Origin of the sequence: Treponema berlinense (assembly GCF_900167025.1) — a bacterium.
Lineage (GTDB): Bacteria > Spirochaetota > Spirochaetia > Treponematales > Treponemataceae > Treponema_D > Treponema_D berlinense.
This window is the reverse complement of record NZ_FUXC01000009.1, coordinates 24,674-39,053: the sequence shown is the minus strand read 5'-3', so window position 1 is coordinate 39,053 and position 14,380 is coordinate 24,674. Positions and strand designations below refer to the sequence as shown.

At 41.7% G+C, this 14,380-nt stretch carries 11 protein-coding genes; all 11 read right to left on the bottom strand.

The window, feature by feature from the left end; translation table 11 throughout:
- Window positions 1-6: 6 nt before the first annotated feature.
- The 11 genes from rplC to rplK all read right to left on the bottom strand — a co-directional run bounded on the left by rplC (window position 7) and on the right by rplK (window position 14,344).
- On the bottom strand, window positions 7-627 hold the full coding sequence (rplC, locus tag B5D47_RS07965; RefSeq protein ID WP_078931304.1) for a 50S ribosomal protein L3: 621 nt from the start codon (window positions 625-627) through the stop codon (window positions 7-9).
- Between the two features lie 114 nt (window positions 628-741).
- A complete protein-coding gene (gene rpsJ, locus B5D47_RS07960) occupies window positions 742-1,050 on the bottom strand; it encodes a 30S ribosomal protein S10 (RefSeq protein WP_078931303.1) in 309 nt (102 codons plus the stop codon).
- A 63-nt stretch (window positions 1,051-1,113) separates the two neighbouring features.
- Window positions 1,114-2,304: an elongation factor Tu gene (gene tuf / locus B5D47_RS07955; RefSeq protein ID WP_078931302.1), complete on the bottom strand. Its 1,191-nt coding sequence runs from the start codon at window positions 2,302-2,304 to the stop codon at window positions 1,114-1,116.
- Between the two features lie 707 nt (window positions 2,305-3,011).
- Window positions 3,012-3,482, bottom strand: coding sequence for a 30S ribosomal protein S7 (gene rpsG / locus B5D47_RS07945; RefSeq protein WP_078931300.1), 471 nt, complete (start codon window positions 3,480-3,482; stop codon window positions 3,012-3,014).
- Window positions 3,483-3,501: 19 nt separating this feature from the next.
- Window positions 3,502-3,876, bottom strand: coding sequence for a 30S ribosomal protein S12 (gene rpsL, locus B5D47_RS07940; RefSeq protein WP_078931299.1), 375 nt, complete (start codon window positions 3,874-3,876; stop codon window positions 3,502-3,504).
- Between the two features lie 173 nt (window positions 3,877-4,049).
- Window positions 4,050-8,315, bottom strand: coding sequence for a DNA-directed RNA polymerase subunit beta' (gene rpoC, locus B5D47_RS07935; RefSeq protein WP_078931298.1), 4,266 nt, complete (start codon window positions 8,313-8,315; stop codon window positions 4,050-4,052).
- A complete protein-coding gene (rpoB, locus tag B5D47_RS07930; protein ID WP_078931297.1) occupies window positions 8,308-11,850 on the bottom strand; it encodes a DNA-directed RNA polymerase subunit beta in 3,543 nt (1,180 codons plus the stop codon). Before rpoB ends, rpoC begins: the two co-directional genes overlap by 8 nt.
- Before the next feature lie 294 nt (window positions 11,851-12,144).
- A complete protein-coding gene (gene rplL / locus B5D47_RS07925; RefSeq protein WP_078931296.1) occupies window positions 12,145-12,522 on the bottom strand; it encodes a 50S ribosomal protein L7/L12 in 378 nt (125 codons plus the stop codon).
- A 161-nt stretch (window positions 12,523-12,683) separates the two neighbouring features.
- On the bottom strand, window positions 12,684-13,226 hold the full coding sequence (gene rplJ / locus B5D47_RS07920) for a 50S ribosomal protein L10 (RefSeq protein ID WP_078931295.1): 543 nt from the start codon (window positions 13,224-13,226) through the stop codon (window positions 12,684-12,686).
- Window positions 13,227-13,229: 3 nt separating this feature from the next.
- Window positions 13,230-13,910 (bottom strand): 50S ribosomal protein L1, encoded by a 681-nt coding sequence (gene rplA / locus B5D47_RS07915; RefSeq protein ID WP_078931294.1) that lies wholly within the window; start codon window positions 13,908-13,910, stop codon window positions 13,230-13,232.
- Window positions 13,910-14,344 carry a 50S ribosomal protein L11 gene (gene rplK / locus B5D47_RS07910; RefSeq protein WP_078931293.1) on the bottom strand — a complete coding sequence of 145 codons (435 nt, stop codon included), beginning with the start codon at window positions 14,342-14,344 and terminating at the stop codon, window positions 13,910-13,912. Before rplK ends, rplA begins: the two co-directional genes overlap by 1 nt.
- Window positions 14,345-14,380: the final 36 nt, after the last annotated feature.

The following is a 14,380-nucleotide window of genomic DNA, read 5'->3' as shown; positions in this document are numbered from 1 at the left end:
TCCGGATTACTTCTTTACTGCAGACTTGATGATAAGAGTGCAATCCTTAACTCCAGGAACAGCACCACGTACCATAATAACTTTAAGCTCAGGGTCGATTTTTACAATCTTAAGATTCTGAACTGTTACACGATCAAAACCCATGCGTCCTGGCATTTTTACATTTTTAAGGCTGTGTCCAGGTGTTGTACAATTTCCTGTACCACCTGCTTCGCGATGGAATTTAGAACCGTGAGTTGCACGTCCACCATGGAAGCCCCAGCGTTTCATAACGCCCTGGAATCCCTTACCTTTTGAAGTTGCTGTAACATCGAGATAAGATGTTGATTCAAACAACTCAAGACCAATCTGATCGCCTACTTTAACTTCCTGTTCGAATTCTCTGAATTCTTTCAAATGACGTTTTGGCGATACATTTTCTGGAAACTGACCTTTGTATGCTTTGTTGATTTTTGAGTCTTTTACATCTTCAAGACCAAGAACAACAGCATCGTAGCCATTTGCTTCCTTTGTTTTTGTAGCAACAACTGTATTCGGTTCTACATGGATCACGGTTACTGGTGTCAGTTCGCCGTTGCTGTCGAATACCTGTGTCATTCCTACTTTTTTTGCAATCAGACCTTTCATTCTGATATTTCTCCTATAGAAGAAAGTTAACTTTCTTCTCTGTCGGCCGCCATCCCTGATCCAAGGGACCGTTACCGTTTTTCAATAAGACTTAACTGCGACGCAGCCTAGCTCTTACTGTTTAATTTCTACATCTACGCCTGCAGGCAATTCAAGTTTCATCAAAGAATCCATTACATCAGATGTTGGATTCAAAATGTCGATAAGGCGTTTGTGAGTTCTCATTTCAAACTGTTCACGTGACTTTTTGTTTACGTGTGGTGAACGAAGAACTGTTACCTTATTGATTCTTGTTGGAAGTGGGATAGGACCAGAAACTTTTGCTCCTGCCTTCTGCACTGTCTGCACGATTGATTTTGCGCTCTGATCGATAAGTTCAACATCAAAAGCACGAAGTCTAACACGAATTTTTCCGTTAGCCATTTATTCACTCCAATGATTAAGCACAGTGACTAAAAGTCACTGCACTTTTAATCACTAATTTTACTATTCGATGATTTTTGTAACCTGTCCAGAAGCGATTGTGCGACCGCCTTCACGGATAGCGAGTTTAAGACCTTCATCCATAGCGATTGGGTGAATAAGTTCACCGATGATTTTTACGTTATCACCTGGTTTTACCATGTCTGTTCCCGGTTCGAGTTCTACAGTACCTGTAATATCAGTTGTACGGAAGTAGAACTGTGGGCGGTATCCAGAGAAGAATGGTGAGTGACGTCCACCTTCTTCCTTAGAAAGAACGTAAATCTGTGCTTCGAACTTTGTGTGTGGGTGGATTGAGCCTGGAGCTGCAAGAACCTGTCCACGTACAACGTCTTTCTTTTCAACACCACGGAGGAGGATACCTACGTTGTCACCAGCCTGACCCTGATCAAGAGTTTTCTGGAACATTTCGATACCTGTTACAGTTGAAGACTGTGTTGGGCGAATACCTACGATTTCTACCGGGTCGTTCATGTTAACAACACCGCGTTCGATACGTCCAGTAACTACTGTACCACGGCCAGAAATTGTAAAGATGTCTTCAATTGGCATAAGGAATGGTTTCTGATCATCGCGAACTGGATCATCGAACCAGCTGTCCATTGCCGCAAGAAGTTCTTCGATACATTTTGTATTTTCTGGATTGTCAGATTCATTCAAAGCTTTGAAAGCAGAACCTTTGATGATTGGTGTATCAGCAGAGAATCCGTATTTCTGGATTGTATCTTTTACGTCTTCTTCTACGAGCATCAACATTTCTTCATCGCCGTCGAGCTGGTCAACTTTGTTGAGGAATACGATAATCTTTGGTACACCTACCTGACGAGCGAGGAGGAGGTGTTCTTTTGTCTGAGCCATAACACCGTCAGTAGCAGCAATTACGAGAATTGCACCGTCCATCTGAGCAGCACCAGTAATCATGTTTTTTACATAGTCAGCGTGTCCTGGACAGTCGATATGAGCGTAGTGACGTTTGTCTGACTGATACTCAAGGTGACGTGTGTTGATTGTAATACCACGTGCTTTTTCCTCTGGAGCATTGTCGATTTCATCGTACTTCAAAAGCTTATCACCGTATTTTTTTGCACAATAAGTAGTGATAGCCGCAGAAAGCGTTGTCTTACCATGGTCTACGTGACCAATAGTACCAACGTTCATGTGAGGTTTAGTTCTAACGAACTTCTCCTTTGCCATGTTTTTTCTCCTTTGCCGAATTATTTTTCTTTTATCCGGCTTAAAAAAGATGATTTATGTGATGCACTTTAAGCCAGAATGGAACCATTTTCGTACAGAAAACGGCACATTCGCATACACACTATTTTATTTTTATCTGATTTATGAAAAGTTGTTACAAAAACCAATTCTCCATAATTTCGAAGAATCTTTCCGACACCACCTGTCATCATCAGATTAAAATCTAAATAATTAAGTCTGGCGTTCAGAATTACCGACAAACAAAGGATTGTCTGTCTCAGAAACCGCTAGACTTTGTTTCTAGGGCTACCCAGCCTGAAAACTGCAGAGCAATTAACTTTACGGCTTAAGTCAGACTTAATAAAAAAAATTGAAGTCTGTCTGAAAAATTCAAAGAACCCTTAATCTGAATACATTTACTCAGACTGTTTTATATTTATATATTTTTTTGTAAATAATTTCAATACTTAAAAGCAAAATAATTTGATATTTTACATAAAATTAAGTAAAAAACAGAGTTTTATTTCGGGAAAATTCAGATTAAAAAAAACAAAGTGTCGTTTTTTTTCGTGGCAGAGATTGCAGGGGCGGCAAAGCCGTTCCGAAGGAATGACAACCCCGAAAAGCTCGGTTTTTGCGCAGCAAAAAGCCACCCAAATAAAAAAAGCCTGCCAGATTTAACCGACAGGCCTTTATCAAAGAAAAAACTACCAACGATAGTGAGCAAATGCTTTGTTTGCTTCTGCCATCTTGTGTACGTCTTCCTTCTTTTTATATGCAGAACCAGTATTGTTGAATGCATCAAAAAGTTCTGAAGCCAAAGTTTCTGCCATTCCATGACCGCTTCTGCTGCGAGCTGCACCAATAATCCAGCGCATAGCCAAAGCTTCACGACGAGAATCTCTGATTTCCATCGGAACCTGATAAGTTGCACCACCAACACGGCGAGACTTTACTTCTACCAATGGCTTAACGTTTTCAAGAGCCTTTGTGAATACTTCGAGAGGATCCTGATTTGTTTTTGCCTTAAGTTTGTCCATTGCTTCATAGACAATTTTTGTACAAGTCTGTTTTTTTCCGTCCAGCATCATGCGTGAAACAAATTTTGTTACAACAGGGCTGTTGTATTTTGCATCTGGCATAATAGGACGATTTACTGATTTCTTATGTCTTCCCATAGTAATTCTCCTTTAAATATTATGCCTTAGGTCTCTTAGCACCGTACTTAGAACGACCGCGTTTGCGTCCTTCTACACCAAGAGTATCTTTTGTACCACGAATAATGTGATAGCGTACACCTGGAAGGTCCTTTACACGACCACCACGGATAAGAACAACTGAGTGTTCCTGCAAGTTATGTCCAATACCTGGAATGTATGCAGTAACTTCAATTCCATTTGACAAACGAACACGAGCTACCTTGCGGAGAGCTGAGTTTGGTTTTTTCGGTGTAACAGTCATTACACGAGTGCAAACGCCACGTTTCTGTGGACAAGACTCAAGTGCGGGAGCTTTAGTCTGGTTTGCAAGTGTCTGTCTACCTTTACGAATCAACTGATTAATTGTAGGCATCGCCTAATCTCCTATTTGTATGCCGGTCAGCACCCCGGTCAAAATAAACAAACAAAACTACACTTTAAAAGTATAGGGTATTCAATCTTACCGAATTTTTTAATTGTCGGTCAACTGAATTTTATCAAAAACCAGCAAATTTATTAAAAAAAATCACTGGTTTTTGATTATGATTAGTCTTCTTCAGAAGCACTGTCGTTGATTGGAGGATATGCTACTTCTTTTTCGCGTTCCTGCTCAAGACGACGGCGTTCCAAAACTTCTTCCATCTGAACATCAAGGTCGTTGTCAGAACCGTCAAACAATTTTACGTTTCTGTAATCTTTAATACCGGTTCCAGCAGGAATTCTGTGGCCGATGATTACATTTTCCTTCAAGCCGCGGAGGTGATCTTCTTCACCCTTGATTGCAGCGTTTGTAAGAACACGTGTTGTTTCCTGGAACGAACATGCAGATACAAAGGAATCTGTTGCAAGAGCAGCCTTTGTAATACCCTGGAACATTGGACGTGCAACTGCCGGCTGACCGCCTTCTGCAATGATACGTCTGTTTTCTTCACGGAAGTGGTATTTATCAACCTGCTGTCCGTAAATGAATTTTGTATCTCCAACAGATACGATTTCTACCTTGCGGAGCATCTGGCGAACAATTACACCAATATGCTTGTCGGCAATTGTTACACCCTGTGCAGAGTATACGCCCTGAATTTCGTTCATAAGGTAATCCATCAGCGCATTTTCACCGAGGATTGCAAGAATATCATGTGCACTTGCCGCACCGTCACAAAGCTGTTCACCTGCAACTACCTGGTCGCCATCACGAACCAACAGGCGGCGTGTCATTGGAACAACATGTTCAAACTGTTTTCCGTATTCATCTTCTACGACGATAACACGTTTACCTTTTGTAATTCCCTTGAACTTAACACTTCCGGAAATCTGTGCGAGTACGCAAGGAATTTTCGGTTTTCTTGCTTCGAACAATTCTGATACACGTGGAAGACCACCTGTAATATCGTTTGTTTTTGCAGCGGCAACTGGCATGCTTGCAAGAGTTTTACCTGCTTCAACCTGCTGTTTGTCTTCTACACGAAGAACAGCACCTGCCGGCAAGTAATATGAACCAAGTTCGTTTCCAACTTCGTCTGTAATAAGAATACGAGGCTGTTTTACGTCCAGATGCAAATCACTGATACGGCGTTCTGTCTTTCCTGAATTTACATCGACGATTTCTTCGAGTGTCTGACCGAGAATTACATCGTCAAAGTGAATGTATCCGCTTACTTCAGCAATGATTGGTTCAGAGAATGGGTCGAATGTACCTATAACATCGCCGCTCTTAACGATGTCGCCGTCTTTTACCATAATTGTTGAACCGTTGCTGATTTCAACTTTCTGTTCGTTGCTGGCAAGATAAACTACACCGTCTTTAATGATGATGTGGCCGTTTTCTTTTGCAACAATATTTCCAGATTTCTTTTCAACAAGAACTGTTCCCTTAAGAACGCGTGCTCCATCTTCAACAATAACCTTATCTCCTGACTCAACATTGAGAGTGTCGATAAGACGGGTTGCCATCATGCTTCCCTTACGAGTAAACAGCCAGTGTCCGTCATCTGTAACAACGTGAGTTCCAGCAATTGTTCCGATAAGAACGTCGTAAGGAAGAACGATTTTGTTATCTTCTGTTTCCTTAGATGCTGTACCACCGACGTGGAATGTACGCATTGTAAGCTGTGTACCTGGCTGACCGATTGACTGGGCAGCGATAACACCGACAGCTTCACCGATTTCAACAAGCTTGTTACGGGCAAGGTTTTTGCCATAACATTTTACACATACACCATGTTCAGCTTCGCAAGTAAGAACTGTTCTGAGTTTTACTTTTTCAACACCGGCATCTTCGATTTTCTTTGCAAGTTCATCTGTAATAAATTCATTTGATTCGCAAAGAACTTCTCCAGTCACAGGGTGAATTACGCGCTCAATAGAGAAGTGGCCTGCAATTCTCTTTGAAAGCGGAGTAAGAATTTCGTCACCATTTTTGATTGCAGAATATTCAATACCGTTGATTGTTCCACAGTCTTCAAGATTAACAACAACATCCTGAGCAACATCAACAAGACGACGAGTCATGTAACCGGCATCGGCTGTCTTAAGCGCAGTATCTGTAAGACCTTTGCGGGCACCGTTTGAAGAAATAAAGTACTCGATAACCGAAAGACCTTCGCGGAAGTTTGATTTTACAGGCAATTCGATAATGTCGCCGTTAGGTTTAGCCATCAAACCACGCATTGCAGCCAGCTGAGAAATCTGTTTTTTAGAACCGCGGGCACCGGAATCAGCCATCATATAGATTGTGTTGAATCCGTTCTTGTCTTTCTGAAGCTTGTCGTACATGATTTCTGTCAATTTTTCGTTTGTACGAGCCCAAATATCAGTTACTTTGTTGTAGCGTTCATCTGCTGTAATTACACCGCGAGAATACTGGCCAACAATTTCTTCAACCTGTTTGTTTGCTTCGTCAACCATCGGTTTCTTTTCTTCTGGAATAAGAATATCTTCCATAGAAAGAGTTGCACCGAAGAATGTTGCGTTGTGATAACCACAAGCCTTTACAGCATCGAGCATCTGAATTGTAAGCCATGCGCCCTTTGTGTGATAAACTTTTTCAATCATCTTGCGAAGATCTTTGTCACCCATGCGCTGGTTTACAAATCCTACACCGTCAGGCATTTCTGCATTAAAGCGAATGCGTCCTGCTGTAGTTGTGATTAAATCACCCTGTTTAAAGTCGCCGTTAAATGAATCTATCGGTGCTGGAACCTTAATTTCGGCATTCCATTCGATATATCCGTCTTCAGCAGCCATTATAACTTCATCATCATTTGAGAAGCGTTTTCCTGTTCCCTTTGCATTTGGTTTTACTGAAGTCATATAGTAAATACCAAGAACCATGTCCTGCGATGGATAAACGATTGTGTTTCCGTTTGCAGGGTCAAGAAGGTTGCGTGCAGAAAGCATCAAAGTCCAGCATTCCATCTGTGCAGCCTGTGTAAGAGGAACGTGAATAGCCATCTGGTCACCATCGAAGTCGGCGTTGAAAGCCTTACATGCGAGAGGGTGAAGTTTAAGTGCTTTTCCTTCAACAAGAACAGGTTCAAATGCCTGAATACCAAGACGGTGCAATGTAGGAGCACGGTTAAGCATTACAGGATGTTCGCGTACTACTTCATCAAGAATCGCATATACTTCAGGAGCTTCCTGCTCAACAAGAGTTTTTGCTTTTTTGATGTTGAGAACAATGTCTTTATCAACAAGTTTCTTCATTATAAATGGCTTGAACAATTCAAGAGCCATTTTTGTAGGAAGACCGCACTGCCAGAGCTTAAGTTCCGGACCAACAACGATTACCGAACGACCAGAGTAGTCTACGCGCTTACCAAGAAGGTTCTGGCGGAAACGTCCCTGCTTACCTTTAAGCATATCGCTGATTGATTTGAGAGGTCTGTTTGAAGCGCCTTTTACAACGCGCTTGCGTTTTGAATTGTCAAACAATGCATCAACTGCTTCCTGAAGCATGCGTTTTTCGTTACGGATAATAATATCCGGAGCCGAAAGCTGCATAAGTCTTTTAAGACGGTTATTGCGGTTGATTACACGGCGATAAAGGTCATTCAAGTCTGATGTCGCAAAACGTCCACCATCAAGCTGAACCATAGGACGAAGATCAGGCGGAATTACAGGAATAACGTCCAAAATCATCCATGAAGCTTTGTTGCCTGAAGAACGGAAATCTTCAACAATCTGAATGCGTTTGAGAAGACGTTTGTCTGTTTTTGTTCCCTTTTCGCGCATTTTTTCGCGGAGCTCAGCAGCAAGTTCATCAAGGTTAAGGTTTTCGAGCATTGTTTTAATTGCTTCTGCGCCCATACCTGCTGTGAATTCCTGTCCATAGCGTTCAACATCTTCATTGTATTCATCTTCCGAAAGAAGCTGACCTTTTTTGAGTTCTGTGTCGCCCGGATCAATTACGATATATTTTTCGTAATAAAGAACTGAACGAAGCTGGGCAACCTGCATATTGAGCAAAAGACCCATGCGGCTTGGAACAGAGCGGTAATACCAAATGTGGCTTACAGGAGCCGCAAGTTCAATATGACCAGTGCGTTCACGGCGAACCTTAAAGTGAGTAACTTCAACTCCACAACGGTCGCAGATTACGCCCTTATAGCGAATTGACTTGAATTTTCCACAGTAACATTCCCATTCTTTTGTAGTTCCGAAAATGCGTTCACAGAAAAGACCGTCTTTCTCTGGTCTGAGAGTACGATAATTGATTGTTTCCGGTTTTTTTACTTCACCGTAAGACCAGCTGCGGATATCGTCCGGGCTGGCGAGTTTTATTTTAATTGAATCAAAATCCTGAATATCACGCATCTTCATTCTCCTTTTCGAAACCAGAACTTGCTTTGTCAATCAGCTCCTGGTCGCGTTCGGTAAGGGCAATTCTCTTTCCCTTTGCGTCATAAATTTTAAAGTCCAAAGCAAGACCACGAAGCTCCTGTACCATTACGTTAAATGATTCTGGAACACCAGCTGCTGCCGTCGGGTCACCTTTTACGATTGATTCGTAAACTTTTGAACGTCCATTCATATCGTCAGACTTAATCGTCATCATTTCCTGCAATGTGTTTGCAGCACCATAAGCTTCGAGTGCCCAAACTTCCATTTCTCCAAGACGCTGACCACCAAACTGAGCTTTACCGCCAAGTGGCTGCTGAGTAACAAGAGAATAAGGTCCTGTTGAACGAGCGTGCATTTTATCGTCAACAAGGTGATGCAGTTTAAGGAAGTAGATTACACCAACAAAAATCGGATTTACAAATGGTTCACCAGTACGTCCATCGCGAACAATCTGTTTACAATCCGGACTAAGTCCTGCTTCGACAAGTTTTTCAGCAATCTGTTCCTGAGAAGGAGTCTGGAAAGCCGGAGACTCAAAATACTGATTGAGGTAGCGGCCTACAATTCCGAGTTCAGATTCCATAATCTGACCAATGTTCATGCGGGAAGGTACACCAAGCGGGTTAAGACAAACATCAAGCGGAGTTCCGTCTGCCAGGTACGGCATATCTTCTTCTGGAAGAATACGTGCAACGACACCTTTGTTTCCGTGACGTCCAGCCATTTTGTCGCCTTCACGAAGTTTACGTTTATTTGCAATAAGAACTTTTACAACTTCATCAACGCCAGGGTTCAAATCATCGCCTTCAGTTCTCTTCATACGCTGGACATCGATAATTACGCCTTCAATTCCATGTGGAACGCGCAATGAAGAATCGCGAACTTCTTTTGCCTTTTCACCGAAGATTGAGTTCAAAAGCTTGAATTCTGGAGTTGTTTCTGTTTCTGATTTTGGAGTAACTTTTCCAACAAGAATATCTCCTGAACGAACTTTTGCACCAATGCGAATAATACCTTCTGCGTCCAAATTGTTGAGCATTTTTTCAGATGTATTTGGAACATCGCGGGTGATTTTTTCCGGGCCAAGTTTAGTTTCGCGGATTTCAGTCTGGAATTCCTTGATATGAATAGAAGTATACATATCTTCTTTTACTACGCGGCGACTGATAAGTACGGCGTCTTCGTAGTTGTAACCATTCCAAGGAACGAATCCAACGAGGAGGTTGCGGCCGAGAGAAAGTTCTCCGTTGAAAGTTGCCGGACCGTCAGCAAGAACATCGCCTTTTTTAACTTTTTCGCCAACTTCAACAGTAGGACGCTGATGGTTACAAGTATCGTTGTTAGTTCTCTGATATTTGAGAAGAGGATATTCATCAATTTTATCAGAACCGTCAACCTTAACTTTAATAAGGTCGCTTTCTACCCAGACAACTTCGCCATCGTGTTTTGCCTTAATAAGAACACCAGAATCGTAAGCTGCTTTTGCTTCCATACCAGTTCCAACAAATGGTGGTTCCGGGAACAAAAGTGGAACGCCCTGACGCTGCATGTTACAACCCATCAAAGCACGGTTAGCATCATCGTGTTCAAGGAATGGAACGAGAGATGCAGAAACCGAAATAACCTGACGTGGAGAAACGTCCATGTACTGAATGTCTTTTACGTTGCGTGTTGTATAATCGCCAACGTGACGACAAGAAACCATTTCTGTCGGGAAAGAACCGTCAGCCTTCATGCCTTCAGCAACCTGACCGATGTAGTATCTGTCTTCGTCCATTGCCGAAAGATATTCAACTGTGTCAGTTGCTTTTCCGTCAACAACTTTGCGGTATGGAGTCTCAAGGAATCCGTATTCGTTTACACGGGTAAAGATAGCAAGAGAAACAATCAAACCGATGTTTGGACCTTCAGGAGTTTCAATCGGGCACATGCGTCCATAGTGAGTGTAATGTACATCGCGAACTTCAAATCCAGCACGGTCACGAGAAAGACCGCCAGGACCAAGAGCGTTAAGACGACGTTTGTGAGTAAGCTCAGAAAGAGGGTTGATCTGATCCATGAACTGAGACAACTGAGAAGAACCGAAGAATTCTTTGATTGCAGCCACAATCGGTTTAATCGAAATCAAATCCTGAGGCTTCATTGTTTCGGTTTCTTTTAAGCTCATGCGTTCTTTTGCAATTCTCTCCATGCGGGCAAATGCTGTTTTGAGAGAATTTGTCATAAGTTCACCTACAGAACGAATACGACGGTTGCCAAGATGGTCAATATCATCGAGAACTTCATTTCCAATGTAAACTTTTACAAGATGCTTCATCGTATTGATGATGTCGCTCTTTACAAGAGTATGAGTTTCAACAGGTTCTGAATAAATGTCGAATTTTTTATTCAACTTATAGCGGCCAACGCGTCCAAGGTCATAATGACGAATATTGAAGAACATGCCTTCAAGTTCGTTTTTTGCAGCTTCGGCAGCCATTGGTTCGCCTGGTTTTAAAATAGAGAATACAGCAGTAAGAGCATCTTCAAGAGTTGGTTCTTCGTCAGAAGCGCCTTCTTTTGTGTACTTCATATCTTCGCGTTCAAAACAGTTGATGATCATTCTGCTGTCAAGCGAAGGATTGTGTTCTTCTTTGTTGCCTTTCTTTTTGCGTGCATCAAAAAGGATGATTGTGATTTCTTTTACATCCTGAGAAATGAGGTCGTCAACTTCGTGCATGTGGAGAGTTGAACCTGCGCGAAGAAGAACTTTTTCTTCTCCATCTTCATTTTTGATTTTTACGGCACGTGCGAGAACTTTGTCTACGAGCTCTTCTTTTTTTGCAGCGTCAACGGCTACAGTTTCTGTTTCGTAGAACTGGTCAATGATTTCTTCGCGAGTTGAAAAACCAAGCGCGCGGAGGAAAATTGTTCCAAGGATTTTCTTTTTGCGGTCAATTTTTGCATAAATCAAATCTTTTTTCTGGTCAATTTCAAATTCCAGCCAAGAACCACGGTAAGGAATAATGCGAGATGAATAAACGCCTTTTTCGTGATTAAAAATTACACCTGGCGAACGGTGAATCTGAGAAACTACAACGCGTTCAGCACCGTTTACGATAAAAGTACCGCGGTCTGTCATGAGCGGAATATCGCCCATATATATATCTTTCTGAAGAATTGCGCCTGTATCCTTAAAATTAAGGTTGATTCTTGCTTTTAAAGGAACAGAATAAGTCAATCCTTTCTGTTTACACTGAAGTTCTGTAAACTTAATATTTTCTTCTTCGAGTTTGTAAAATTCATATTCCAGCGACATATTGCCGTCTGGACTTTCGATTGGGAAAGTTGAATCAAATACTTCCTGAAGACCTTTGTTTTCAAGAGGTTCATTGTTGTCCAGCTTTTCTTTCTGCAGGAAACTTTCGTAAGATGAAAGCTGAATGTCGATGAGGTTCGGAATTTCCATAAAGTTCTGGATATTTTTTCCGAAGTACTGACGATTGATGGTTCTGCTTTTGGCGAACATCTAGTTCTCCTATGAGGGACTTTACTTATTAAAATTGCTACATATCAAAAAATCCGTATGACATACAGAAATTAAAGATACAGCACAAAATTAAAAAGCTATATGCCGGTTTTACGGCAAAAACATCATCTGGCGACGATGCTAATATCATTTTTTTGGACTTTCTAAAATCCACTTTAGACACTAAAAGCTTACATTTAGAAGCCAATATTTTATTAACCCTAAACGTAAGCATTTAATGTGAATGTCGTTTATGCGACTTTTTTTAAGTAATCCGGTCTAACCGAAATTGACTTATTTTTTAGAAGCTTTACCACCAGCTTCTTCCATTTTCTTGATGAGTTCATCAGCTTCAGCCTTAGAAACACCTTCTTTAAGTGTTTTTGGTGCGCCTTCAACCAAAGTTTTAGCTTCACCAAGACCGAGTCCGAGAGCTTCTTTAACTGCTTTGATAACTGCAATCTTTTTAGCTGCATCGAAGCCTTCGAGAGTTACAGTGAATTCTGTCTGTTCTTCTTCTGCTGCTGCTCCACCAGCTGCTGGACCTGCTGCTACTGCAACTGCTGCTGTAACACCAAATTTTTCTTCCATTGCTTTAACGAGTTCTGAAGCTTCGAGAACTGTCATGTTTGCGATTGCGTCGAGGATCTGATCCTGTGTAATTGCTGCCATATTATCTTCTCCTAAATAGGCATGTTAAATCATTTTGATTTAACTCAAGTTTAATTGCGGGCGGAACAAACTGAACCGTTATTCCGCAATTTTATATTTTTGCAGGGACAGTCGACAGCTATGAAGCCTGACCCTGCTTCACAAGAATTGCAAAGTGATTACTAAGCTTTTGCTTCTTCTGCTGGAGCTGCTGCTCCACCTTCCTGTGATTTTTTATCAACATAAGCCTGCAAAGTAGCAGCGAGTTTCTGAACTGGGCCATTGATTGCAGACATGAGCATTGCGATAAGCTGTTTCTTTCCAGGAACCTTAGAATAAGCTTCCATTTTAGCCTGATCGTAAATTTCATTGCCGATATATCCGCCCTTGATTACAAGAGCAGGAGCGTCTTTTGCAAAGTCATAAAGAACTTTTGCAGCTTCGTTACTGTCTTCTTTTGCCATTACAACGGCTGTTGGACCTGTAAGGTAGTCAGAAACGTTGTCGATTTTCATTTCTTCAAAAGCAACGCGAGCGAAGTTATTCTTTACAACCTTCATTGGAGCTTCGTGTTCACGAAGTTTATCACGAAGTGCCGAAATCTGTTCTACTGTAAGACCACGATATTCTGTAAAGATGAAGTCATTATACTCAGCAAAAACTTTTTTTGTTTCTTCGATAGCTGCTGTTTTAGCAGGCTGGAGTTTTTTAGCAAGAATAGCCATAGATTATGCCTCCTCCTTAACATCTACCCAAACACCAGGACCCATTGAAGAGCTTACTGATACTGAGCGTACAAAGTCAGCCTTTGCATCAGCCGGCTTTTTGCGGTCAAGTTCTGAAAGAAGAGTTGTTACGTTTTCTGCAACCTTATCTGCATCCATAGAAACTTTACCTACAGCGATGTGGATTACACCTTCTTTGTCTGCACGGAATTCTGTACGACCTTTTTTAAGTTCGCTGATTGCATGAACGAGGTCATTTGTAACAGTTCCTGTTTTCGGGTTAGGCATAAGACCTTTGCGTCCGAGAACCATACCAAGACGACCAACATCTTTCATCATATCTGGTGTAGCAACTGCAACATCAAAATCAAGCCAGCCGCCCTTTACTTTGTCGATGTATTCAGCAGCACCTGCATAAGTTGCACCTGCATCAAGAGCTTCTTTTGCGCGTTCTTCTGGACAGAATACAAGAACTTTCTTTTCTGCAGTGAACTGGTTTGGGAAAACCAATGTATCACGTACAGTCTGGCTTTTTCCAAGACGAAGAGCCACATGAAGTTCAACAGTTTCGTCGAATTTTACAAAGTGAATGTCTTTTACAACTTTGCAAGCTTCAGCAACTGCGTAGTGTTTCTGTGGATCATACTTTTTAAGAGCTTCAGAATATTTCTTTCCGTGTTTCATTATTCAGCCTCCACTTCAACACCCATACTGCGTGCAGTACCGGCAATAATTTTTTTTGCAGCTTCAATGTCGTTTGCATTGATGTCTGGCATTTTCTGTGTTGCAATTTCAGTAAGCTGAGCCTGTGTAAGTTTGCCTACTTTGTCGCGAAGCGGGTTTCCTGAACCTTTTGGAAGACCAAGTGCTTTCTTGATAAGAACAGCAGCCGGTGGAGTTTTCAAGATAAATGTGAATGATCTATCCTGATAAACTGTAATGATTACAGGGATGATAAGTCCCTTTTCCATTGACTTTGTTCTGTCATTGAACTGCTGAACGAACACAGGTGCAGAAACACCGTGAGGTCCGAGTGCAGGTCCAATTGGTGGGGCCGGAGTAGCCGATCCTGCTGGACACTGTAATTTAATGACAGCTGTAACCTTTTTTGTAGCCATTTTATAGCTCCCTTAATTGGTGTCGGACTTGGACTC